Source organism: Paenibacillus sophorae, from assembly GCF_018966525.1.
GTDB classification, from domain to species: domain Bacteria; phylum Bacillota; class Bacilli; order Paenibacillales; family Paenibacillaceae; genus Paenibacillus_AQ; species Paenibacillus_AQ sophorae.
In genome coordinates this window covers 3,757,799-3,779,685 of record NZ_CP076607.1, presented here as the reverse complement: position 1 = coordinate 3,779,685, position 21,887 = coordinate 3,757,799, and the positions used below count along the sequence as shown (strand labels likewise).

Here is a 21,887-nt window from a genome sequence, read left to right as displayed (position 1 = left end):
AGGAGAATCAAATGACAAAGAACGTCAATGTGGAAAACGAAGTCAAGGAGCTTAAGTGGGAGCCAAACGTCAATTCCTATGTCCAATTAATTCCTAATATTGAGTTTTCAAATGTTGACGGAACTTCATTGAAACTGAATGTGCTGGTGTAGCGGGACCCGATGGATGCGCTGTTCGGCAGGGAAGGGAATAAAGAAACGTATCCTTTGATTATTTATTTGCAAGGCTCCGGATGGGGATGGACGGAACAGAATATTTACGCTTTTATCCCTCAACTGGCCGATTTTGTAAAACAAGGCTACGTCGTCGCGTCTGTGCAATATAGAGGAAGCGGTGAAGCTTTGTTCCCGGGACAGCTTCAGGATGTGAAGGCGGCGGTGCGTTTCCTGAAAGCCAATGCGTCCAAGTACAATATCAATCCGGAAAAAATAGGCGTATGGGGAGATTCCTCGGGCGGGCACCTGGCTCTTTTGCTTGCCTTGACGGAAGGGATCGAAGAATTTACGGGAGACAGGGAGCATCTTGAGGAATCCTCCCGGGTTCAGTCCATTGTGGACTGGTTTGGCCCGACGGATCTTTTGTCCATGAGTCAATATCCGTCCCGGTTTGACCATGATTCGCCGCATTCGCCCGAATCGAAGCTGGTCGGCGGGGCCATCCAGGAAAACAAGGATAAAGCTAGAAAAGCGAGTCCAAGTCAATATGTACACCCCGATACGCCTCCGATTTTAATGATGCATGGAGATCAGGACGACGTCGTGCCATACGAACAAAGCCTTGAATTTTTCAAGATGATGAAGCAGGCCGGCAATGATATAACGTTGTATAAAATAACAGGCGGCGGACATATCGGTTTCACCCAGCCTCACACGCTTGAAGTCGTTAAATCGTTTTTTCAGTCCCATTTGAAAGAGTATTAACCAAGGTTAACCGCCATTTTTTGAAAAAACACATTCAAACAAAGAGGGAATCGTATTTGTATATAATTCCTTCGGCTCGCACTGGGATAGAACTCGTCTGGACTTCAACATCCTCCAATAATTTTTTTAACTCGATTAAGCTAATTACTTCACAATAATATACTTAGGGAAACTATATGAACTAAATATCACTACTTCCAAAAATGAATTTACTGCATTTATAATATCGAAGTAATCCGATAATTCCATTTCTAATTGAGGAGGTGAACCAAAGAGGATTGTTGTTACCGGATTAACTAACACTTGGAGGAACATTATGATATCAAAAAAGAAATTAATTCAATCAATTGCTGGTGCTGCTCTCATCTTTGGAACAATGCTGCTCGTATCAGCATGCGGTAATGCGGCCTCGGCCGATAAAACCGTTGAAGCCCCTAAAAAAGAAGTTCAACTGTTGAAGGAACTTCCACAGCCCAAATCTATGACAATAGATCCTGCTTTGACTACAAGTGAAGCAGAGGCAATAGTTCAAACCGCGCAGCGCTTTTACGCATTCTGGAATACGGGCAATGAGGATTTTATTTCGCAGGCCGTTTCACCGGACTTCATTGATAACACGCTCCCGAAGGGGAGACCTCAAGGTCCGGAAGGATTGAAATTCGCTTCCAGCAGATTCCGCAAAGTCGTTCCTGATTTGAAGTGTAACATTGAGGATTTATTGGTGGTCGGGGACAAGGTAACAGCCCGGCTCTCATTTACCGGTACGGACACAGGCGGGTTCATGGGGAACAAGCCGAGTGGAAAGCCTATTCATTTTATGGCGATCGATATTTTACGCATAAAGGATGGGAAACTCGTTGAAGATTGGCATTTGGAAGACAATTTGACTTTCATGCAGCAAATCGGCGTCGTGCCGGAAAATTAAACCTGCTAGGACTCCATTTCATTAAAAAGGGTGTCCCATAAGCCATGGAAATGGCTGCTGGGACGATTTTTTTGAGGGGGAATTTAGGCAGGTGTACAGGGTAAATGTATTTCCAGTCCCTGGAGAATGATGAAGCAAAGTATGCAAAAAACCTGAGATTGTGCATCTTTTGCTCGCCTGAGAACAGCCATTGTATAACATGCCTACGGAAATACAGGCTTTTCTCCGCTCAGCCTTTAATTCAGTCAGCATAGCCTCAAATTCCTGCATGATAGCAGGATTTCCCAGTGAATAAGCGTATTGGGTAATAAAAGCTGCATCTTAGCTGTTTTGCAAGACGCTGAACTTAAATCACAACCAACCTAACCTCATCACTTGATATTGAAGCGCCAAGGAGGCAGCACCCACGCTCGCAGCAATACATATCAACACCCGGGCCGCCCTAAAAATCTTTTTCGAGTCTCCCGAATTCACTTTCTTACTCTATGAAAACGTTCCGATGAACAATCCCTAAGCGATTGCCTGATTCCTAACCTGGTTCCATGGAGGGCCGACGAATAGAACAACATACGCCGGCGGGTCTTTCACTAATCGAAAGACCTGCCGGCTTCTCCACTTATGGGATAGACCCTATTGCTTTAAAATAAATGGGGCAAAGGATACAAGTTCTTGTTCTAGACAGACAAGAAGAACTTATATCCTTTGCTGAAAATGGTCAGCACATATAAAAATTAGCTGCCTTATTAATAGACATCCCGCGAGTACCGTTTACTTAGCGACATCTCTTTCACATAATCCTTCGCTGCATCCGCAGTCATCCCGCCATGCTGCTGAATGACGGCCTTTAGCGCGGCATCCACTTCATTAGCCATTTGATTGGCGTCTCCGCACACATAAAAGTGGGCGCCCTCCTGAAGCCAGGCCCAGAGCTCCGCGCCATGCTCTACCATACGGTGCTGGACATAGATTTTGTCGGCTTGGTCGCGGGAAAAAGCGGTGTCCAGACGATGCAGGAAGCCTTCCTTCCGGAAAGCTTCGAGTTCATCCCTGAAGTAAAAATCGCTATCTTCACGCTGTTCCCCGAAGATCAGCCAGTTCTTGCCTCTGGCCCCGGTCGCTCGGCGCTCCTGCAGGAAGCTGCGAAATGGAGCGATTCCGGTACCCGGCCCGACCATGATCATCGGCGCATCCGGATTAGTCGGCGGACGGAAATGCGCGTTCTTTTGAATAAAGATCGGTATTTCCGTATTCTCCGTGGCGAGGTCGGCAAGGAATGTGGAGCATACGCCTTTTCGGGAGTTGCCACTGTAATCATAACGCAAGGTCGAGACCGTGATATGGACCTCGTCCGGATTCGCTTTCGGGCTGGATGAAATGGAATAGAGGCGGGGCTGCAAAGGTTTGAGCAGCTGAGTAAACTCCGCCGCGCTCATGGATACCGGAAACTCCTGCAGCACATCGATCAATTGACGTCCCCACAGCCACTCCTTCAGGTCAGCCTGATTTTCACTTTTAAGCAGCTCGTTCAGCCGTTCGTTGTGTGAACGCTCCCGGATAAACCGGAGCATTTCCGGAGCAACACGGGCAATCTCAAAGTGATAGAGCAGCGCATCTGCGAGTGGCATTTCTCCATGGCCTTTTACCGTGACCGGGGAAGATGGTTGCAGTTTAAGAGTGCTTATCATAGTAGAAACAAGCTCAGGACAATTGGTCGGCCATACGCCAAGAGCATCACCGGCTTCGAACTGCAAGCCAGTATTCCTAAGGTCGAAAGCATAGTGACGGGTTTCTTTCTCGGAGTTCCCTTTATTCAGGCGCCGGTTAAAAAGGATACGCGAATGTATCGGTCGATTTCGGTTATATCCGCTTTGTTCCGGGATCTGTGCCGCTGCATCGGGTCCAATAGCTTGAGTTGATATGGCGGTTTCTGCTGCTGAAAGAAAAGATTGCTCACGATGGCTTGCAGACTCGCTTAACACACCTGCGACTGTGTTCGTCCACGTATCGACCAGCTCCTGGTAATCCGTATCGCAAGGAGCGCATTCAAGGAGCCGCTGCGCGCCAAGCTCCTCCAAACGGGCATCCAGATTTCGTCCGAATCCGCAAAACTGATCGTAATTCGAATCCCCGAAGGCGAGAACGGCGTACTGTAGATTTGGCAAAAGGGGCGCATGATCTGCTTGCAGAGAATGAAAGAAGCTTTCTCCGTTGTCCGGAGGATCTCCGGCTCCGAAGGTGCTGGCGATGAACAGGACAAAGCGTTCCTTGGCCAGATCCGGTACGGAATATTGATTCATATTTACAAGTCTAATATCATAACCGGATTCCTGTAATTTCTTCGCACAGCCGATTGCAGCACCTTCCGCGTTTCCGGTCTGCGAGGCCCAAAGAATGGTGACAGGCATTCTGTCCACAGCCCCTGTCGCCGCTGCCGGTTCATGCTTGGTAATCGTTCCCGCACCTTGATGGGAGCTGCGGGAGAACATCCCGGCCAGCAGGCCGTCTACCCAATAACGTTTGGACGATTCAAGCGGCGCGGAAGGGGGCAGAACCGGAATGCCGGACGCCGTTCGTGAATCCTCGGTGCGCAGACTTGTAATGAAGCCTGACAGATAGGCTTGCTCATGACTATCCAGCGTGATGTTTTTGGGGGATTGAAGGCCCAACAGACTCTCGAGCGTATTCAGTTGCGCCAAATACAATTCCTCCTTCTGATTGACGGTCGCAGCGTTGGTTGGAAGTGGGGTTTGAATTCCAGCATGATCCGGTAAATTCTGCTCCGCTGCCGAAAGACCCGCAGCCTTGACCAGCGAGACAGAACAAAACTTCAATTCAGGCTGAAAGGACAGGGGATCAACGGAATCATTGGTGACATCGTTTATCGCTAGATTCTTCCCGAACACATCATTCCAATGGAAGGGGGCAAAGCAGTTTCCGGGACGCACCCGGTCTGTTATGACCGCCGGAAGAATGGCCCGTCCCCGTCTCGAACAGATTTCTACCGAATCCTGATCTATAATTCCAAGCATTGCCGCATCCTCCGGGTGAATTTCAATAAAGGGACCCGGGTTCAGTTTATTCAGCGTGGAGATCTTTCCCGTCTTGGTCAGGGTATGCCATTGATGCTGCAGACGGCCCGAATTCAGAACAAACGGATAATCGTTGTCCGGCATTTCTGCAGGCGGGAGATACGGGCGCGCCCAGAAAACTCCTTTTCCGCTTGCCGTCGGGAAAACGATACGCGGAGTGTTGTCGCCACCATGCTCTTTCGGCGTAGGCGTACTGCCAGCTTCGTTCAAATAGCGGATCGGGTTTCGAACGCTCGCGCTGTCCGGCGGACAAGGCCACTGAACTGGCGTTTCACGCAGCCTTCCATAAGTAGCGCCGCGGATATCATATCCGGTCTTCGAATTCCATGCCTGCTGGATTTCCTGATAGACCTCAGCAGAGGAACCGTAGGAAAAAGCCGCAGAATAGCCCATCTCACAAGCAACCCGAGCAATAATCTGCCAGTCGGGAATAGCTTCTCCGGGCGGCTCGACCGCCTTCTGCATCAAGGTCAGGTTACGCTCGGAATTGATCATCACGCCTTCGGCTTCGGACCATAAAGCCCCGGGCAGCATGATATCCGCGAACCGGTTCGTCTCGGTATCCTGGAATGCATCCTGCGTAATGACCAATTCGGCAGCCTCCAGACCCGCGATAACGTTCTTGCGGTTCGGAACGGTGGCCACCGGATTGGTGCAGATAATCCAGCAGGCTTTGATATCGCCGGATTTCATGCTTTCGAACATGGATACGGTGCCGGTGCCCACTTCGGTACGAAGGGTGCCTTGGGGGAGCTTCCACATATCCTCGATAAACCTGCGGTCGCCTTCGTCCAGGACAGAACGCTGACCGGGCAAGCCGGGCCCCATGTAACCCATCTCCCGGCCTCCCATGGCGTTAGGCTGGCCGGTGAGTGAGAAGGGGCCGCTTCCCGGACGGCAGATGGCTCCGGTAGCGAGATGCAGGTTGCAGATGGCATTCGTATGCCATGTTCCATGTGTACTCTGGTTGAGCCCCATGGTCCAGCAGGTCATCCAACCCGGCGACCTGCCGATCCACTCGGCGGCTTTGCGGATATCCGCCTCGGGGATTCCTGTAATTTCGGCCACCTTGTCCGGCGGATAATCTTCCAGGAATTCCGGCATGTTCTCAAAGCCGGAGGTGAACTCGGCGATGAAAGCCGGGTCCGTATGGCCGTTCTTTATAAGCAGATGCAGCAGTCCGTTAAGCAGGGCGAGATCCGTTCCAGGCCTGATTTGCATGAACAGATGCGCTTTGTCCGCGGTTGCCGTACGGCGTGGGTCCACGACAATCAGCTTCGCTCCCGCTTTAACCCGATCCATCAACCGGAGGAACAGAATCGGATGACAGTCGGCCATATTGGCTCCTATAATGAAGAACAAATCGGTTTGATCCATATCCTGATAAGAACCCGGTGGCCCATCCGCTCCAAGCGAAAGCTTGTAGCCGCTGCCGGCGCTCGCCATACAAAGGCGTGAATTGGATTCGATGTTATTCGTCCTTATGAAGCCCTTGGCCAGCTTGTTGATCAGGTACTGTGCCTCAAGCGACATTTGGCCCGAAACATAGAAGGAGAGGGCATCCGGGCCGTGTTCGTCAAGAATGGCACGGAGCCGCTTGGCCGTAGCGCTAATGGCTTCATCTATGCCGACTTTGGAGGCTTGGCCCTTTTGGGCCTGGCGCATATAGGCGTATTCCATACGCCCCGAATCTGTGATGGCAAGAGCGGCAGTGCTGCCTTTAGTGCACAGTCTGCCGAAATTGGCCGGATGCTCTTTATCTCCGGTGAGTTTGACAACGCGGTTACCGGATACTTCGAGTACGATTCCGCAGCCAACGCCGCAGTAAGGGCAGACACTTTTTACTTTTTTCGTTGTCATGTGAGTTCACCCCCACCGAAGTTCTCTTTAATCTTTAGAAATTGACCCCGGATTCCGCCTTAGCCCAGGTTTTTCTCCAGGAACGTGTTACCGCGTAAAAAATAAGGGTTGTCAATAATACGATGGAACCTACAACAAGAAATCCTGTGACCTGTGAGCCTGTAGATTGTTTCAGCGGACCGAGGATATATGTAGGCAGTAAATATCCTCCCAAACCTCCCGCAGCGCCGACGATTCCCGTAATGACTCCGATTTCACTGGAGAAACGCTGAGGTATAATCTGGAATACCGATCCGTTCCCCATGCCAAGGCAGGCCATCATCAGGCTCGTATAAAGAAGCATCACAAGGAATGAATCCGGCATGGTGGCAATCGCAAATGCACATACAGAAATCACACTGTACAAAATAACGAGGAGACGCATACCGCCAATTTTGTCGGCGATCCAGCCGCCTACAGGTCTGAAGAAGCTGCCTGCAATGACTGTAATGGTTACCAGGTAGCCGACCTGGATTTTGGTTAAACCGCCTGGATGCGCGCTGTCGCCATACACATCATAGAAGAAAATGCTCGCATAGTTGGCGAACCCGACAAAACCTCCAAAGGTAATGGCATAGAACATCGAGAACCACCAGGTATCCGCATGCTTGAAGACACTGAGGTAATCCTTCAATGGTTTTGGAGCAGGGGCATTCGGGGCGTCTTTAACCAAAATAGCGAACACGATCATAACAATAATGAGCGGGATCATGGCGAGAGCAAATACATTGTGCCACCCGTAAGCCTGAGCGATCTGCGGCCCGAAAAAGGTTGCAATCGCCGTTCCGCTGTTACCCGCTCCCGCAATGCCCATCGCAAGTCCCTGATACTGCGGAGGATACCAGCGGCTGGCCAAGGAAAGTGATACGGCAAAGCTCGCGCCCGCGAAGCCGAGCAGGAAGCCGATCATATGAATCTGCAGCAGGCTGGAACCGCCGAGCCACCCCCAAAGAAGAGGAATAAGGGTAAGGCCCATTCCGGTGAGGCCCGCTTTCTTACAGCCAATGCGGTCTGCCAATATTCCCATCGGTATCCGGAACACCGATCCGCCCAGGATGGGGATCGCAACCATTGTAGCTTTTTGGGTATCCGATAAACCGAAATCCTTGGTTATGTAGAGCGATAAAGCTCCGCACAGCACCCAAATCATAAAGCTGACATCGAAATATAAAAAAGCTGACAATAAACTCGGGGAATGACCGGCCTTGCGAAAACCTTTTGCTTCCATCTCTAATTTCCTCCTTATAATGGATAATCCACTGTTTTGCTGAGGGACTTGCGGTGGGCAGGATTGTTCGAGTTATTCTGCTGCTGTTGCTGCTAACATCGCCTCCTTATGAAAGTAAATGCATGGCAAAAAGGGCCGACTGACAGAACCCGCAAAATTGCGGATTTCGTTAATCGGCCCCGTTGCCTCTGCAGCCACATCATTGTGACTGACTTATTAATTGTAAGAATAGCAGTTCGACAATCCATCCGGCCACAGCATTGTGCGGATCGACTGTTTTGCTCCTGAGTTGACACACTATTGTGTCGCCTGAAATCTTATAATGCCAATATAATTTGCTTTCGAAACAATGTCAATAATAATAACATAAAAATTTTAAATAATTAATTTCCAGGTTGTTTTGTTGTATTTTTATTATAAATACGGTATGTAAACTGACATACATCATCTGGAAACGGATTTCTTTAGCACACGTACTAGCTTGTAGGCACAGGGTTCAATATTGCTGATTATAAATAAGCTGGAGGTGATCCGGGTGAGTGAGACAGTTACAGAGACATTGACCTACTCCTTATGCGGTGACAGGGGTGAAACGGATAAATATTACGCGGATGTAGCCGCTTTTACCGATGAGGTTATGGAAAGTTTACGCGAAGAAGAACAGACTATCCAAGAATTCAAGCATTACATTGCTGATAATAACCTGAAGCCGATCGATTCTGCAGTGTATGCGCTGGAATTCCTTATGATTGGCGTGCTGTGGAGAATATACGGCCGAAGGGCAGGCGCAGGAAGTATTTATATGGGTAAGCTGCTATCATCCCTGTACAGTATAAGAAATAGAAGTGCAGGTGTGAAAATCGCGGTAAACCGGCTGAAGGGGATTGCCGGAACAACCGTCTTAGCGAGGAGCAGAAAGCTTGAAGGCGCGATTGATTTAAAACGGTTCGGCAGGCTGATTGGCTGGCTGCGGGCAAGCGGAGAATTTGAGCAGGAGAGCAAACGATTGGCGGTCTGGTTGGATTTTTTGAACAGCAAACCACCAAGTAAAAGCGAAAACATGCTGTTAAGAGCTGAAAGACTGGGCTTCTGGTTTGAACAGAGAAGCAAGGTGCGGCTGGGCTGTTACACGTCTGGGGTAGATGCTTATATTGAAAACAACCGTCAGCGGCTGAAATGGAAAGAAAACCGGATCTTCTGCAGCCGTGAACGGGTGGAATATCATTTGAATATGGTGGGCGCGGAGATCATGAATCGGGCGTTTCATGGCGGTTTCTCGGCAGCCAAAGAAAAGAGAGTCTTCCTCCCCGTCTGCATGCGGCATAAATCAAGTGAAGCCTGCAAAGCAGTAAAAGAAGGAGAGGGCTATCGCTGCAGAAGCTGTTCCAAGGAGTGCCAGGTCAATGCCGTAACGGCTATGGCCAAAGAGTACGGCTGCAAAGTGGTAATGATCCCGCATGCCTCTACTGCGTTCGGACATCAGCGCATCCGTGAGGGGGAGGTGGGAATTGTTGGCATTGCTTGCGTGCTGAATCTCATCTCAGGAGGATATAAAGCGAAAGAAATGGGATATGAGCCCCAGTGTGTGCTGCTCCATTATTCAGGCTGCATCCAGCATTGGCATCCAAAGGGTATCGAGACGAGGATTGATGTCCACCGTTTAGAAGAGATTTTAAAGACCGGGCAGAAAACATACACATAAGCCATACAAGCTGAGACTTATTTCAATTCCTGAATACCCAAGAATTCATAAAAAGCCTGCATATCCTAAAGTTGTATTAAGTTGCAAAGGAGGGATTAACCCATGAGCGAATATGATCACGATCATAAAGTCAAAGGTTACGGCGGCTTTACGTCGACAAATGCCATCTTGGTCCTCTTTATCTTGTTGGTTATTATTTTAAAAGCCTGCTTGTTCTAGTTGCTATACCCCCGTGTCATTTCCGCCAGCATGCACGCTGGCGGATTTTTCATAATGGGTTGAAATCGAACTCTCAGATAAGCTAATCAATTCCGATACCGTGACAAAACGAAAGCCCCTCTTTTTTAACTCAGGTAAAATAATCTTGAGAGCTTGTCTGGTTTGTGATTGACCGTGGACATGGTCGTGGAAAAGGACGATGTCGCCATTATGGGCATTACGTATTACCTTGCTCGAAATGTAGTACACTCCCGGACAGTTCCAGTCTTTCGTATCCTGATGCCAGGACCATCAAATCGGCTTTAGGCCCATGCTGTGGTATGGTTCGCTAGCTCATGCCCCTCGGCAATAATCCGTCTAGCTACGTCTGGATAGGAGGCAAGACGTTTTCCGATACCAAAAAAGGTGCTTTTGGCATCATACTGGTTAAGCACGTCCAGGATTTGCTCAGTCTCCGAAGGGTCCGGGCCGTCATCAAAGGTCAATGCAATCACTTTTTGGTTTGTATGTACCTCCCAGATAGCATAGTAGAAGCGCAAGTGATGCGGCAACAATTCGCAATCCTGTTCTCAGGATGAAATATTCATAAATGCGGTTGATTCATGATACATACAATCCGTGTTATCGAAGATACCAAAGGACGTACTGGAGAAGCATAGGTGTATGTCCTTGGTATAGAGAGTTATTTTTTATTAGCCTCCCACTTCGTTGCCCGTTCGCCCACTATAGGCATGGGAATGAGGATTCCTTCCGTTAATTGATGTATACCCCTCAAATCGATGATAGTGCCCGCCTCCGGGAAGTTCAATGGCTGGACCGGTTGTTCCCTGAATGAGGTGGGTATGACCTAGGTTCAAAGACGTAACGGTATAATAGCCGTGTACATGAGGCACACCAGTAGGTGCAGGAGCGGTCCAACTAGCATACTCATGAGAATGTCCGTCATCAACGGATGTTACACCGGAAAAAGCATGGACATGGACAGGGTTGCCATTCCAAGAGGTTATATAAAGTTTGTGTGAATGATGGGCATCTTGATCTCCGGAATCCACTACGAATCCAGTAACAGGGATTTTCATTGCGTCTCCTTTCGTCAAACGAAGTAAAGTATGGAATTAGTCTATGGAGAATCAAGAATCAGGAAACGGCTAACACCCATATAACAAAAATGAAACCGAGGGTCTTATAAGACGGGGTTTCTCAACTAGGCTGCACAGACAACCGGGCAAGCCGTATCGAACGGGAACGGAGAAACTGCTGATCCAAAGCGAGTGGTTCCTGTCCATTTATTAGGTTAAGCAATGAAGAGGAGTCAAGCCTTATGCACCAACGATTAGCTTGGATGTCCAAGACGGCGCTTCATCATGTAGATACAATGGGGATCTGGGGGATATGGACAGATTGGACCCTGTTTTGGGTAAACCTTCTGAATAGCCTCCAAAAGGCATATCCGTGATGTACATGGCCTTTTTCTTTTTTCTCTATCGGGCTCATTCAAAACTTTATTTAGAAAAAACGAGCTGTCCCAGCCAGATGTAACTGACTAGGGACAGCCCATTTTTTGTTGAATCAAAAATGTCATGCCACTGAATAAGTGGGAATGGAGATTTAGATATCTTCTAACGCCTAATGCCGCTCGATTTGAGGCAACTCGAAGCTCCAGTCCACATCGGTATACTTCTTGTCGGTTACGGTGCGGATGAGCGTGAGCTCCTGTGGCATGGCAGTCATGCCTAAAACATCGAAATAAGACGCAGAGTTTGCTCCTTCCTTCGGTTCATCAATGGTCATGGTGTTACCGAGCATAACATTTCCGACAAAGGAAACTTTATATTCCTTACCGGATTCATCCCTTGCGACCCAGCGATCCTCATTAAAGCTGTTAACAACTTCCCCGCTGACTGTGATATGGCCCGAGAGTCCCGGCTCATTCGAGCTTTTTTCAATATCCAGTGCATGGATTTTGAGGATATCGCCTTGTGCTTCAAAGACTATAGGCTGCTCTCTCAGCTTCTCTGGACGGAAAGTAACAGAATCCTCAGATTGCACCGGGATAGAATAACTATCCAATACGAATCGAACTTTCATGCTGTCGTACGGAAGATACGTGAAGGAATAGGTCCAATGCTGTGTCCCAGTCTGTGCATCTTCTTTCATAAAGTGATCCAGGTAGACATTAGGGGGGGAACCGGTATAGTTTCCTGGGCCGTTAACTTTGGAGAGAATACGCCCGTTCTCATCTTCAAAATGGTAGTTAAGCACGAGTTGCTTGCGGAGACCCTTAGGCGTGAGGGCAGCCGCTTCATCTGTAAGCGAGGTGTCGAATTGCAATTGGGCTCCGATAGGAGTGCGAACAAGCTGCCGCATGTCAATTTTTAGTCCGGCTGGGGTGGTATAGGATTCATCCAGAGCATTCGTTACGGTCAACTTCTTCGACTTGGTCATATCGGCCGTGTAGGCAAAACTCCAATTTCCCGACATCGGCTCCGTACCAGCGTCACCGACATACAGCTTATTAATGTTCCCCTCGATGATTACGGTATCCCCCGGCGGCCGGGAGAATACGTAAGTTAACCACAACTTTTGGGATTTCTCAGTGTTGGATCCATGTTCCAGTGGAAGTTTAGAAAGAAAATATCCTATTTCTTCGCCGTCTTCATTTATAATACGCAACTGCTGACTGTCAAACCTATTTTTTGTCCACTCATCGTCCGGCTGTCCCGATTTATTAGTAACCTGCAGAGACAGCATTAGTCTTGAGGAGTCGGCAATGACTTCTTGCAACGACAGAGTGTAGCCCTTGTCGCTTACTTCCACACTCGGCTGTTGTACTAATCCGAGCGCCTGCGCTTCCTTAAGGCTGCTATCTGCCCATTGACTGACTTGCAGAGGAGGTCTCTGAGACAACTCAGACACGGACTGCGGGACAGAGGAAATAGGTGGAGTCGTCCCAAGGGCGGGTAGTATAGAAATTACAAGCATTGCTGCTGCACCAGTCGCCAGAGCCGCACTGCCCCAGAGAAAGCCGCGCCGCAAACGATGATTGATGCGCATTCTCTGCCAATTCCGCGATCTGCGGGAAGCAGGCAGCATTTCCACATGCCGCAGTTGCTCCATCACTTGCTCCGTAAATTGATCGGAAAGCCCGGTGGATGCATACATTCTGCGTAGTGGAAGTTCATCTTCGACCATGTTATCTAAGCTCGTGTAATGCCGATTTTTCATGAGAAGCCTCCTTTGGCTGCAGCCATAATTTTCTCAGCTTTTGGCGGGCTCGGTAGAGCCGGTTTTTGACTTGATGCAAAGACATGCCTGTAACTGCGGATATTTCCTCGTAGCTCAGATCATTGGTATAATGCAGCAGCAGTACGATCCTGTACCTTCCCGGCAATCTGGATAGCAGATTATGCAGCTCAAGCTCGCTTTCCTTACGCATGTACATCTCTTCCGGAGTGGGGGTCCCATCGATTTGCGCATTCGGCGGGTTGCTTGCAACGCTGAAGGTTTTCCTCCGTTTAACGTCCCTGAAGCGATTGACCGCAATGGTATACAGCCAAGCGGCAAAGCTTGATTGGCTGTTGTGACCGCTGAGCTTCCGATAGGCGTTGATAAAAGTCTCTTGGGCTAAATCCTGAGCATCCTGATGGCTCGCGCCCATCCCTAGCAACAGAATGTATAACCCGGACTTGTATTTATCCACCAGCGCCGCAAATGCTTCACGGTCCCCTTCCAGCACCTTGCCGATAATGATTTCATCGTTAACCTTATCCGTCATTAAGTGCCTCCAAACTTGTTTATTTTACTTATAAGACGAGGCGGAGATTAACCGCTTCTAACTTTTCTGCAAAAAAATTATAAAAATGGCTCAACACCAAAGTTAGTGATTGATTCAATCCATTGATTGTCTCGTATTTCTTATTGTTTTCTTATAGTAACCAAAAAGCTTCTTTCCCGTATAGCTATGAACATGATCCCAAAGTATATCAACGGGATTCCGACACTGATGAAGAGAACAGAGGAAAAGATTAATTCACAGCAAAAAACGGTTCATACTATGGTCTGGGAAATAGTTAACAGTGAATTTAAGCTTACAGAAGACTACAATGAACCCTATGTGGACCCGGAAGGGCAGTAACTACTTGAGATGTGCTGGCTTACATTTGAGTGATTTTCAAACTGCATCCTATCAGAGTACACCACGCTGGCGCGTGGTTTTTGTTTTTTTGAAAATTTTTTTGATATATATGTGACCGATCAGGCACTTGCCCAGTCTAATTCATGTAAAACAAAATCAACACAGGGAGTAACGGAGGGAGGTGGAGTTTCACTGTGAGTATGGAGCAAGAGGTGCAGCTGGCCAAGCAGGGGGACCGCGAAGCATTTATCCGTCTGATGCGGCAGATGGAACAAGGCCTGTACAACACCGCGCGAGCAATGGTCAAAAAAGACGAGGACATCGCCGATGCGCTGCAGGAAACGATTCTGAAAGCCTATAAATCGCTGGATACGCTCCGGGAACCTAGCTTTTTCAAAACCTGGGTTTTCCGGATTCTGATTAATGAATGCAGCTCGATTCTGAAAAAGCGTTCGCGCAGCGTTACCATGGAGGCACTTCCGGAGACGCAGGACACTTCCGATAACATGGCTTCGGTCGAGCTGCGGATGGCCGTGGACAAACTCGAAGATCAGCAGCGGATCGTCGTAGTCCTTTACTACTTCCAGGATATGCCGCTTAAACAGGTGGCGGATACGCTGCAAATTTCGGAAAGCGCGGTAAAAACGAGACTGTACCGGGCAAGAAAAACACTGATGGAAGAAATTCAACCGGCAGAAGAAGGGAAGATGAATCATGAATCAATTTGATCTGGATAAACAGCTGAAAGCAGAAAAGCATAACGAGGCGCCAATGTCCGATTTCGTTCGCGGCCGCTTGGAAGAGACCTATGCCTCAATTTCCGGAGGGAAGATGAACATCGGGGCGCGTCCCGAACGCTCAGGGAAACGGCGTTTTCTTGGAACCGGCGCCGTGGCAGCCGTCCTTGGGGTAACCTTGTTCGCCTCGGGCTTCGCTTCGCCCGCTATGGCTGATTCCATTCGGCAAATACCGCTGATCGGCAGCCTGTTCAGCTCTATAGAGCGTGATCTTGGATTGCAAAACGCGGCCAACGAAGGCTTGACTTCACAGGTTAACAGCAACGTGTCCTATAAAGATGTGAAGCTGGAAGTTACAGAAACCGTATTCGACGGAAGCCGCGCCGTATACGCGCTGACCTTGGCGGCGCCAAATCTGCATGACGGAATGTACGATACGGACAAAGGTACCGTAAAACTTAGCAATGCGATTGACGCTATTACCTTTAAGGGGAATGGCGGAGAGTTTGACTCTTTAGGCGGAGGAGGCCAGTACTGGGGAGCGGGAAAAGACCATCCGAATACGATTATTGTCGAGCAAACCCTTAACCCTTCGCCCGAAAGAACAAAACTTATAGCCCCGGACGCTTTTGACGCGGAAGTGGAAGTGAAGCTGGCCGGTATCGATCACACCTTTACGCTCAATGTTCCTTTTACGAAGAAGACCGGTGATGTCATCAGCCTCAAACCGAATGCGGTCAAAACCGCGGGCGACCTGATCTTTACCGCAAATGCGGTCGAAGTTACTCCGATCACCACAAGGCTGGAATACTCTCTGGAAAAAGTGTCGGAAACACCGATCTCTGAGAAGGATGAGCATGATCTGATTTATACGAATGTGGCGGTTTACGACGATCAGGGCCATCTGCTGGACCGTCTGGGCGGCCAAGGCGTTATTCAAGGCAACAAATTCACAATGACCGTGCATTATCCTTCCGCAAGCAGCCGGACTAAATATTTGATCCTGAAACCATTCAAGAACAATGACGGAGACTTCCCGAAAGAAATCAAAAACAGCCAGTTTGTGGACGGTCTGGACATCCGGATTGAACTTACGAATCCTGCTCAATAATAGTCCGTTCGAGGAGCGATCTTCCTGACAAGGGAGACCGCTCCTATGCTGTGGAAACCTAAAAATAAAGAAGGTGAATATGAAGTGGATATCAGAGAATGCGCCTATTACGTAGCAGATCACGATCAGCTCGGAATCTTCACATCGGCTTAATTTTGATTTGACATGGAACGCATTTCATAATTTACACTCATAACCAGCAACAGAAAGCGAGGAGATAATCTTATGATAGGGTTAATTGTGCTTTGTTTAATATTGATGGTACTTTGCTTAATAATATATGCGGCGGCTTACTTTAGTTTAAAAGCATCCGGACAACCGATGGAAGTGAAACCTATTAAATCCTTTGATGATTATTTCACCCAATCCAATGGGGAAATCAGATAAACAATAATACTATCACTTTGTTGAAAAGGTGAGCGCATGACAAATATTAAAGATTTGGCAAAGATGGCCGGAGTATCTGTCACAACTGTTTCCCGTGTATTAAATAATCACCCATATGTCAGCGAAGAAAAAAAGAATGCGGTTCTTGAGGCTGTTAAGATCAGTAATTATCATAAAAACATAAATGCTGTTCATTTAAGTACGGGGAAAACGTCGTTGATGGGTGTGGTTCTTCCGTTCTCGGATCATCCCTATTTCGCTTTGTTATTAAAAGGAATAGCAAAGAAGGCATTGGAGTACAACTATAAGTTAGTCTTATTTCAAACGGATTATACGGAGAGCAGAGAATTAGAAGCTTTACAAATGTTAAAGCAAAAACAGATTGATTCGTTAATTATTTGTTCCAGAACCTGTGATTTGTCAACGATTGAAGAGCATTTGCCATATGGACCCATTGTATTATGTGAAAACATTAAGGGGAACAAGGTGTCAACCACTTTTGTAAACCACTACAAAATTTTCCTTGAAGCATTAGAATATTTGTATCATAAAGGTCATAACAAAATTGGTTATTGTATTGGCAGAAGATCGGGGACAAATAGTCGTGAGAGGGAAAGTGCATATAGGGATTTTGTTAAGAAATATAATTTACCCTACAAGTCTGACTATGTTATGGATGAATGCTACTATTTTGAGGACGGAGAAAAGGTCATTAAACAAATTCAAGAAATGGATACACCGCCATCGGCATTGTTGGTCACTAGTGATCAAGTCGCGGCTGGAATGGTTACCTGTTGTAAAAACCGGCGTATTTCTATACCAGACGAACTCGCCATAATTGGTTTCGATAATCAGCCAATTGCCAAGATGATGAATATTACGACAATCGAAATTCCTCTTGAGGATATGGGAAAAAACCTTTTCCTTCAGGCAGTAAATGGTGAATTATCAGATGAGGAATTACCCGCTAAATTAATTGAAAGAGGAACGGTTTGATCAATGGTGCTGCCGACCGGGATCTGAAGTTGTGATCATTCCCGCTTCGGGATAAAATAAATGTAAATTCCGTTAGAATATGAGGTAGGAAGCATGTTGGTTGAAGAGCGGCATCAGAGTATTATCAATCAATTGAACACCGAGGGAAGCGTTAAGGTTAAAGACCTCAGCGTTTTCTTTAAAGTAACGGAGGACTGCATCCGTAAGGATCTGGCGCACCTTGAGAAACAGAATTTACTAAAGAGAACCTACGGGGGAGCCGTACTGCCGAGGCAAAATATACACAGCTTCGAGGTTGTTAAACGTAAAGTCAGCAACATCGAGGCTAAGGAAGCCATAGCCCGAAAGGCACTGGGCTTGATTAATCAGGGGGATACGGTCTTTCTGGATATTTCCACGGCGAATATTGAACTGGCCAAGTTGATTCTGCAAAGCGGCAAAAGGGTGACAGTCGTTACCAATATGATTGAAGTTATCCAGATTTATTCCGCTGCAAGCGCCGGTTCGTTAATTTCTGTAGGCGGGACGCTGAATCCATACGGAGACGGATTCGAAGGCAGCTTCTGTATTGACAATATCTCCAGGTTTAAATTTGATTTGTCTTTCTTGGGCGCTGTGGGTATCGATGTGTTCGAAAACAGCGTCTCAACCTATGATGTGGCTGACGGGTTAACAAAAAGTGCTGTAATAAAGTCAAGCCGCAAAGCTTATTTGATTACGGCATCAGATAAATTCAACCAGGATGGAAGTTTCAGATACTCAGGCATCGGCGACTTAACGGGCATTGTGACCGACAAGCAGCCGAATCCCAAGATTGTTCAGGCCCTGTCCGAATATAACGTTGAACTATACTGACTATGGTATTTCGAATCGAAAGGCTGTTGATCTTGCTTAAGGTCATCGGCCTTATTTTTTTGGAGAATGACATTGCGATCGTTGATATATTGTCACATTAGACAAGTTGAAAGCGATTGCTTTTTAATAAGAACGGAATTATTATTCAATTGTAAACAATAACAAACAATAATAAATCGATTATAAACAATTGTTATACACCGTGTATGCATCCTTGAGATGAATCGGAATGAACGTATTCGCTGCAGTCATATGTGAATTTGTGAACAATCAAAGGGCTGGAGGCAGAAATGTATGAACCGAATGTTAACTGGACTGAAGAAGCCGGAAAGAGTGGAAACGCTAAAAAAGAAAATGCTGGATGAGAAGCGGTATGTTTCAATTGAACAGGCCCGGATCATCACCGACACGTATAAACGGCATTCGGAACGGTCCGCCATTGTAAAACGTGCCTTATCACTCAAAAACGCGCTTCTCCATCTCTCAATCGATACCCATAATGAAGAGCTTATTGTAGGAAACCGGAGCAGGGGAGTGCGGCAGGGCATTATTTTTCCGGAGAGCGGGACCTCCTGGATTGACAGAGAATTTGAAAGCCTTCCCACACGTCCGCAGGATAAGTTTCAAGTCCGCCAGGAAGATATTGAGGTGTTCAGGCAGGACATTAGACCATACTGGAAATCCCGCTCGCTGGAGGATGTTATCCGGGAACGATACGGCGGCGAAATTGATGAAATCGCTCTGGTAGTGAAGATTAATCAAAAAGATCATGCCCAAGGGCATATCTGCCCAAATACCGAGAAATGGCTGAAACTCGGGCCGGAAGGCATTAAGCAGGAAGCATCCGCAAGGCTGGCAGTATGCGAGGGAGAAAGCAGGGAGTTCTACGAAAGCGTCATTTTGGTGATGGAAGGCGCGCAAGAATTTATGCTTCGCTATCATCGTTTAATTCTGGAGAAGCTGGAGTCAGAGAGCGATCCTGCCATCCGGCAGGATATGAGAGTGACCGCCGACAACTGCCGTAATCTGTCCCGGCGTCCCGCCGAAAGCTTTCATGAAGCGGTTCAGTCGCTTTGGTTCCTCTTCGCCATCCTGCATTTGGAATCGAACGCCTCTTCTTTCTCTCCTGGCCGGATGGACCAGTATCTGTACCCCTACTTCAAGAAAGACTTGGATAACGGGACGATTGACGAACAAAGAGCGCTTGAAATCATTGAATGCCTCTGGCTGAAATTCAATCAGATTGTCTATTTAAGAAATTCCCACAGCGCCAAATTCTTCGCGGGATTTCCGATCGGGTTCAACATTGCGGTCGGCGGTCAGACACCGGATGGCAAAGACGCAACAAACGAGTTATCCTTCCTCCTTCTGAAGGCGCAGGAGCATCTGCTGCTCCCGCAGCCCAATCTTTCGGTGAGGCTTCATAAGAACACACCGGAGGAGCTGCTTAAGGAGAGCATCCGGGTTGTATCTCTGGGAAGCGGAATGCCGCAATTTTTTAACGATGAATCGGTTATTCCCGCCATGACTCGCCTTGGGATTAGCCAGGAGGACGCCAACAACTATGCGATCGTCGGTTGCGTAGAACTTACAACACCGGGCAACAATTTGGGCTGGAGCGACGCCGCGATGTTCAATCTCAATAAGGTGCTTGAGCTTACGCTTAATAACGGCAGATGTCTCATTACGGGCAAGGCGCTGGCTCCCGACCTTGGCAATATCGAAACCTATGAATCGTTCGAACAGCTTGAGGCTGCATTCGCGAAGCAAATCCATTATTTTATCGACAAAATGATTGCGGCTTGTGAAGTAGTGGAGAAAGCTCATATCGATATTCTTCCTTCACCGTTCCTTTCTTCGGTCATTGACAACTGCGTGGAGCTGGGCAAGGATGTTACCGCGGCCGGAGCCAAATACAACTTCTCGGGAATTCAAATGATTCAAATCGCGAACCTGGCGGACAGCTTGGCGGCTATTAAGAAGCTTGTGTTTGACGAGAAGCGGATTAGTTCCGGAGAACTGCTCGAGGCGCTTCGCGCCAACTTTGAAGGCCATGAGGTTACTCGGGCCATGCTGCTGAACAGAGCTCCCAAATACGGCAACGACATCGTCTGGGTCGATGAGCTCGGAGCCAAGTGGGCCAGAACCTTCAACAAATGCCTGTCACAATACCGGAATTACCGTGGAGGACTCTATCATACGGGGATGTATACCGTTTCGGCGCATATACCTATGGGGGAAAATGTCGGCGCATCGCCGGACGGAAGATATTCGCGGGAACCGTTGGCGGACGGCGGAATGTCTCCGGTATACGGCAGGGATATGAATGGACCGACCGCTGTGCTGAATTCCGTATCAAGGCTTGACAACCACTTGACGAGCAACGGCGGTCTGCTGAACATGAAGTTTCTGCCGGAATTTTTCAAAACGGAGAGCGGGATCAACAAGTTCTCCCAGTTCATGCGGACCTTTGTCGATCTTGAAATTCCTCATATCCAGTTCAACGTGTTAAAAAAAGAAGATCTGATCGCGGCGAAAGAGTCCCCCGAGGATTACCGCGGACTTACGGTTAGAGTGGCGGGATATACCGCCTATTTCACGGAACTTGCGGATGAGCTGCAAAATGAAATTATCGCAAGAACCAGCTACGGGGAGATTTGAGTGAAAGCCGCACAGCGGGCAGGGGAGATGACAACACAGGAGGGGACAGCTATGGAACATGCAGCGGAAATGAAATCCGCAGAAGCGCGGGAGAATGCGATCCTGACTGGGAAGATTTTTAATATCCGAAGATTTTCCACTCATGACGGCCACGGCATCCGCACCAATATATTTCTGAAAGGCTGTCCTCTTGCCTGCCGCTGGTGCCAGAATCCGGAGGGGATTGCATTTCAGACCCATTTGGTCTACTTCCGCAATAAATGCATCCGGTGCGGCTTATGCTCCCGGAATGGTCAGTACGGCGCTTCCGCCTTCAAGAACCGAAAACGGATCAAGCTTGGGCGGGATCAGATCGAAGAATGTGAGGCATGTATCGACGTGTGTCCTGCCGGAGCGCTGTCCTTGGACTGCCAGATTATGACGGTGAACGAGGTTGTTACGGAAGTGATGAAGGATCGCCGCTTTTTCAAATATAGCGGTGGAGTGACTCTGTCCGGCGGGGAACCACTGTTTCAGCACGAATTTACTTTACAGTTGTTAACGGCCTTGAAACAAGCAGGCCTCCATACAGCAATCGAGAGCAGCTTGCAGACGTCCCCGGCCATTCTGGAACAAGCGGCTGGAATGCTGGATTTGATCTATGCGGATTTCAAAATTTTTGATACTGAGCTGCATAAGAGGCATACAGGAGTGTCCAATACCCGGATTAAAGAAAATCTGGAATGGCTGCTCACAGGTAATACCCAAGCTGAAGTGATTGTGCGTACTCCCTTGATTCCTGAATATACGGCTTTTGACGACAATATCCGCAGCATTTCTTCTTTTATATCTACCATCCAGCCTGACGTTAAATACGAGCTGTTGAATTATAATCCCTTGGCACAGGCCAAATACAACCATGTCGAACAGAAATTCTGCTTTGACAGAAATCCCCGAATGTACAGCGATGATGAATTGAAACACTTCCACACCATCACTTTGGGTGCAGGCATTACGAATTTGATCAAATAAACGAATCCGCAA

At 47.9% G+C, this 21,887-nt stretch carries 18 protein-coding genes and 1 pseudogene; 13 read left to right on the top strand and 6 right to left on the bottom strand.

Annotated elements, in window-relative coordinates; all coding sequences use genetic code 11:
* Positions 1–11: 11 nt before the first annotated feature.
* The 3 genes from KP014_RS28900 (at position 12) to KP014_RS17785 (ending at position 1,845) form a co-directional block, all read left to right on the top strand.
* Positions 12–152, top strand: coding sequence for a hypothetical protein (locus tag KP014_RS28900; protein WP_246590536.1), 141 nt, complete (start codon positions 12–14; stop codon positions 150–152).
* A gap of 9 nt (positions 153–161) precedes the next feature.
* Complete coding sequence (locus KP014_RS17790; protein WP_246590535.1) at positions 162–920, top strand: alpha/beta hydrolase; 759 nt, start codon at positions 162–164, stop codon at positions 918–920.
* A 316-nt stretch (positions 921–1,236) separates the two neighbouring features.
* A complete protein-coding gene (locus tag KP014_RS17785) occupies positions 1,237–1,845 on the top strand; it encodes an ester cyclase (protein WP_036591124.1) in 609 nt (202 codons plus the stop codon).
* A 743-nt stretch (positions 1,846–2,588) separates the two neighbouring features.
* Here KP014_RS17785 and KP014_RS17780 read toward each other — a convergent pair.
* Both KP014_RS17780 and KP014_RS17775 read right to left on the bottom strand, forming a co-directional pair.
* A complete protein-coding gene (locus tag KP014_RS17780; protein WP_090833682.1) occupies positions 2,589–6,794 on the bottom strand; it encodes a sulfite reductase subunit alpha in 4,206 nt (1,401 codons plus the stop codon).
* Positions 6,795–6,828: 34 nt separating this feature from the next.
* The gene (locus tag KP014_RS17775) at positions 6,829–8,061 is read right to left on the bottom strand and encodes a nitrate/nitrite transporter (RefSeq protein WP_036600735.1); all 1,233 of its coding nucleotides are present in this window, start codon (positions 8,059–8,061) and stop codon (positions 6,829–6,831) included.
* Between the two features lie 535 nt (positions 8,062–8,596).
* Between KP014_RS17775 and KP014_RS17770 the strand changes: the two genes are divergently transcribed.
* Both KP014_RS17770 and KP014_RS17765 read left to right on the top strand, forming a co-directional pair.
* Complete coding sequence (locus KP014_RS17770) at positions 8,597–9,763, top strand: DUF116 domain-containing protein (RefSeq protein ID WP_036600741.1); 1,167 nt, start codon at positions 8,597–8,599, stop codon at positions 9,761–9,763.
* Between the two features lie 102 nt (positions 9,764–9,865).
* Entirely contained in the window at positions 9,866–9,982 is a 117-nt protein-coding gene (locus KP014_RS17765) for a sporulation protein YjcZ (RefSeq protein ID WP_139210526.1), read from the top strand.
* Between the two features lie 3 nt (positions 9,983–9,985).
* Here the strand turns inward: KP014_RS17765 and KP014_RS17760 are convergent.
* The 4 genes and pseudogenes from KP014_RS17760 to KP014_RS17745 form a co-directional block, all read right to left on the bottom strand.
* Positions 9,986–10,503, bottom strand: a pseudogene (locus tag KP014_RS17760) (polysaccharide deacetylase family protein); the annotation flags it as partial.
* Between the two features lie 171 nt (positions 10,504–10,674).
* Positions 10,675–11,061, bottom strand: a complete 387-nt coding sequence (locus KP014_RS17755) for a YmaF family protein (protein WP_090833681.1) — start codon at positions 11,059–11,061, stop codon at positions 10,675–10,677.
* A gap of 547 nt (positions 11,062–11,608) precedes the next feature.
* Complete coding sequence (locus KP014_RS17750; protein WP_036600734.1) at positions 11,609–13,207, bottom strand: DUF4179 domain-containing protein; 1,599 nt, start codon at positions 13,205–13,207, stop codon at positions 11,609–11,611.
* Complete coding sequence (locus KP014_RS17745; protein ID WP_051500441.1) at positions 13,176–13,757, bottom strand: RNA polymerase sigma factor; 582 nt, start codon at positions 13,755–13,757, stop codon at positions 13,176–13,178. The genes KP014_RS17750 and KP014_RS17745 overlap by 32 nt, the downstream gene beginning before the upstream one ends.
* Positions 13,758–13,949: 192 nt before the next feature.
* On the opposite strand from KP014_RS17745, the gene KP014_RS17740 reads away from it, so the two are divergent.
* From KP014_RS17740 to KP014_RS17705, 8 genes are all read left to right on the top strand, one after another.
* The gene (locus tag KP014_RS17740) at positions 13,950–14,117 is read left to right on the top strand and encodes a hypothetical protein (protein WP_216700388.1); all 168 of its coding nucleotides are present in this window, start codon (positions 13,950–13,952) and stop codon (positions 14,115–14,117) included.
* 200 nt (positions 14,118–14,317) lie between these two features.
* A complete protein-coding gene (locus tag KP014_RS17735) occupies positions 14,318–14,845 on the top strand; it encodes an RNA polymerase sigma factor (RefSeq protein WP_343223126.1) in 528 nt (175 codons plus the stop codon).
* Positions 14,832–15,965, top strand: coding sequence for a DUF4179 domain-containing protein (locus KP014_RS17730; RefSeq protein WP_036600732.1), 1,134 nt, complete (start codon positions 14,832–14,834; stop codon positions 15,963–15,965). The genes KP014_RS17735 and KP014_RS17730 overlap by 14 nt, the downstream gene beginning before the upstream one ends.
* Positions 15,966–16,190: 225 nt before the next feature.
* Positions 16,191–16,352, top strand: coding sequence for a hypothetical protein (locus KP014_RS17725; RefSeq protein WP_175491726.1), 162 nt, complete (start codon positions 16,191–16,193; stop codon positions 16,350–16,352).
* Between the two features lie 36 nt (positions 16,353–16,388).
* Positions 16,389–17,348 (top strand): LacI family DNA-binding transcriptional regulator, encoded by a 960-nt coding sequence (locus tag KP014_RS17720; RefSeq protein WP_036600731.1) that lies wholly within the window; start codon positions 16,389–16,391, stop codon positions 17,346–17,348.
* Positions 17,349–17,441: 93 nt separating this feature from the next.
* On the top strand, positions 17,442–18,203 hold the full coding sequence (locus tag KP014_RS17715; RefSeq protein WP_036600730.1) for a DeoR/GlpR family DNA-binding transcription regulator: 762 nt from the start codon (positions 17,442–17,444) through the stop codon (positions 18,201–18,203).
* A 294-nt stretch (positions 18,204–18,497) separates the two neighbouring features.
* Positions 18,498–20,864 (top strand): glycyl radical protein, encoded by a 2,367-nt coding sequence (locus KP014_RS17710; RefSeq protein ID WP_090833680.1) that lies wholly within the window; start codon positions 18,498–18,500, stop codon positions 20,862–20,864.
* Positions 20,865–20,915: 51 nt separating this feature from the next.
* Positions 20,916–21,875 (top strand): glycyl-radical enzyme activating protein, encoded by a 960-nt coding sequence (locus KP014_RS17705; protein ID WP_216700387.1) that lies wholly within the window; start codon positions 20,916–20,918, stop codon positions 21,873–21,875.
* The last annotated feature ends 12 nt before the right edge of the window (positions 21,876–21,887 follow it).

Coding starts and splice junctions, on each gene's coding strand:
- KP014_RS28900 (WP_246590536.1), top strand. CDS start 12: ATGACAAAGAACGTCAATGTGGAAAACGAAGTCAAGGAGCTTAAGTGG.
- KP014_RS17790 (WP_246590535.1), top strand. CDS start 162: ATGGATGCGCTGTTCGGCAGGGAAGGGAATAAAGAAACGTATCCTTTG.
- KP014_RS17785 (WP_036591124.1), top strand. CDS start 1,237: ATGATATCAAAAAAGAAATTAATTCAATCAATTGCTGGTGCTGCTCTC.
- KP014_RS17780 (WP_090833682.1), bottom strand. CDS start 6,794: ATGACAACGAAAAAAGTAAAAAGTGTCTGCCCTTACTGCGGCGTTGGC.
- KP014_RS17775 (WP_036600735.1), bottom strand. CDS start 8,061: ATGGAAGCAAAAGGTTTTCGCAAGGCCGGTCATTCCCCGAGTTTATTG.
- KP014_RS17765 (WP_139210526.1), top strand. CDS start 9,866: ATGAGCGAATATGATCACGATCATAAAGTCAAAGGTTACGGCGGCTTT.
- KP014_RS17755 (WP_090833681.1), bottom strand. CDS start 11,061: ATGAAAATCCCTGTTACTGGATTCGTAGTGGATTCCGGAGATCAAGAT.
- KP014_RS17750 (WP_036600734.1), bottom strand. CDS start 13,207: ATGAAAAATCGGCATTACACGAGCTTAGATAACATGGTCGAAGATGAA.
- KP014_RS17745 (WP_051500441.1), bottom strand. CDS start 13,757: ATGACGGATAAGGTTAACGATGAAATCATTATCGGCAAGGTGCTGGAA.
- KP014_RS17740 (WP_216700388.1), top strand. CDS start 13,950: ATGATCCCAAAGTATATCAACGGGATTCCGACACTGATGAAGAGAACA.
- KP014_RS17735 (WP_343223126.1), top strand. CDS start 14,318: ATGGAGCAAGAGGTGCAGCTGGCCAAGCAGGGGGACCGCGAAGCATTT.
- KP014_RS17730 (WP_036600732.1), top strand. CDS start 14,832: ATGAATCAATTTGATCTGGATAAACAGCTGAAAGCAGAAAAGCATAAC.
- KP014_RS17725 (WP_175491726.1), top strand. CDS start 16,191: ATGATAGGGTTAATTGTGCTTTGTTTAATATTGATGGTACTTTGCTTA.
- KP014_RS17720 (WP_036600731.1), top strand. CDS start 16,389: ATGACAAATATTAAAGATTTGGCAAAGATGGCCGGAGTATCTGTCACA.
- KP014_RS17715 (WP_036600730.1), top strand. CDS start 17,442: ATGTTGGTTGAAGAGCGGCATCAGAGTATTATCAATCAATTGAACACC.
- KP014_RS17710 (WP_090833680.1), top strand. CDS start 18,498: ATGAACCGAATGTTAACTGGACTGAAGAAGCCGGAAAGAGTGGAAACG.
- KP014_RS17705 (WP_216700387.1), top strand. CDS start 20,916: ATGGAACATGCAGCGGAAATGAAATCCGCAGAAGCGCGGGAGAATGCG.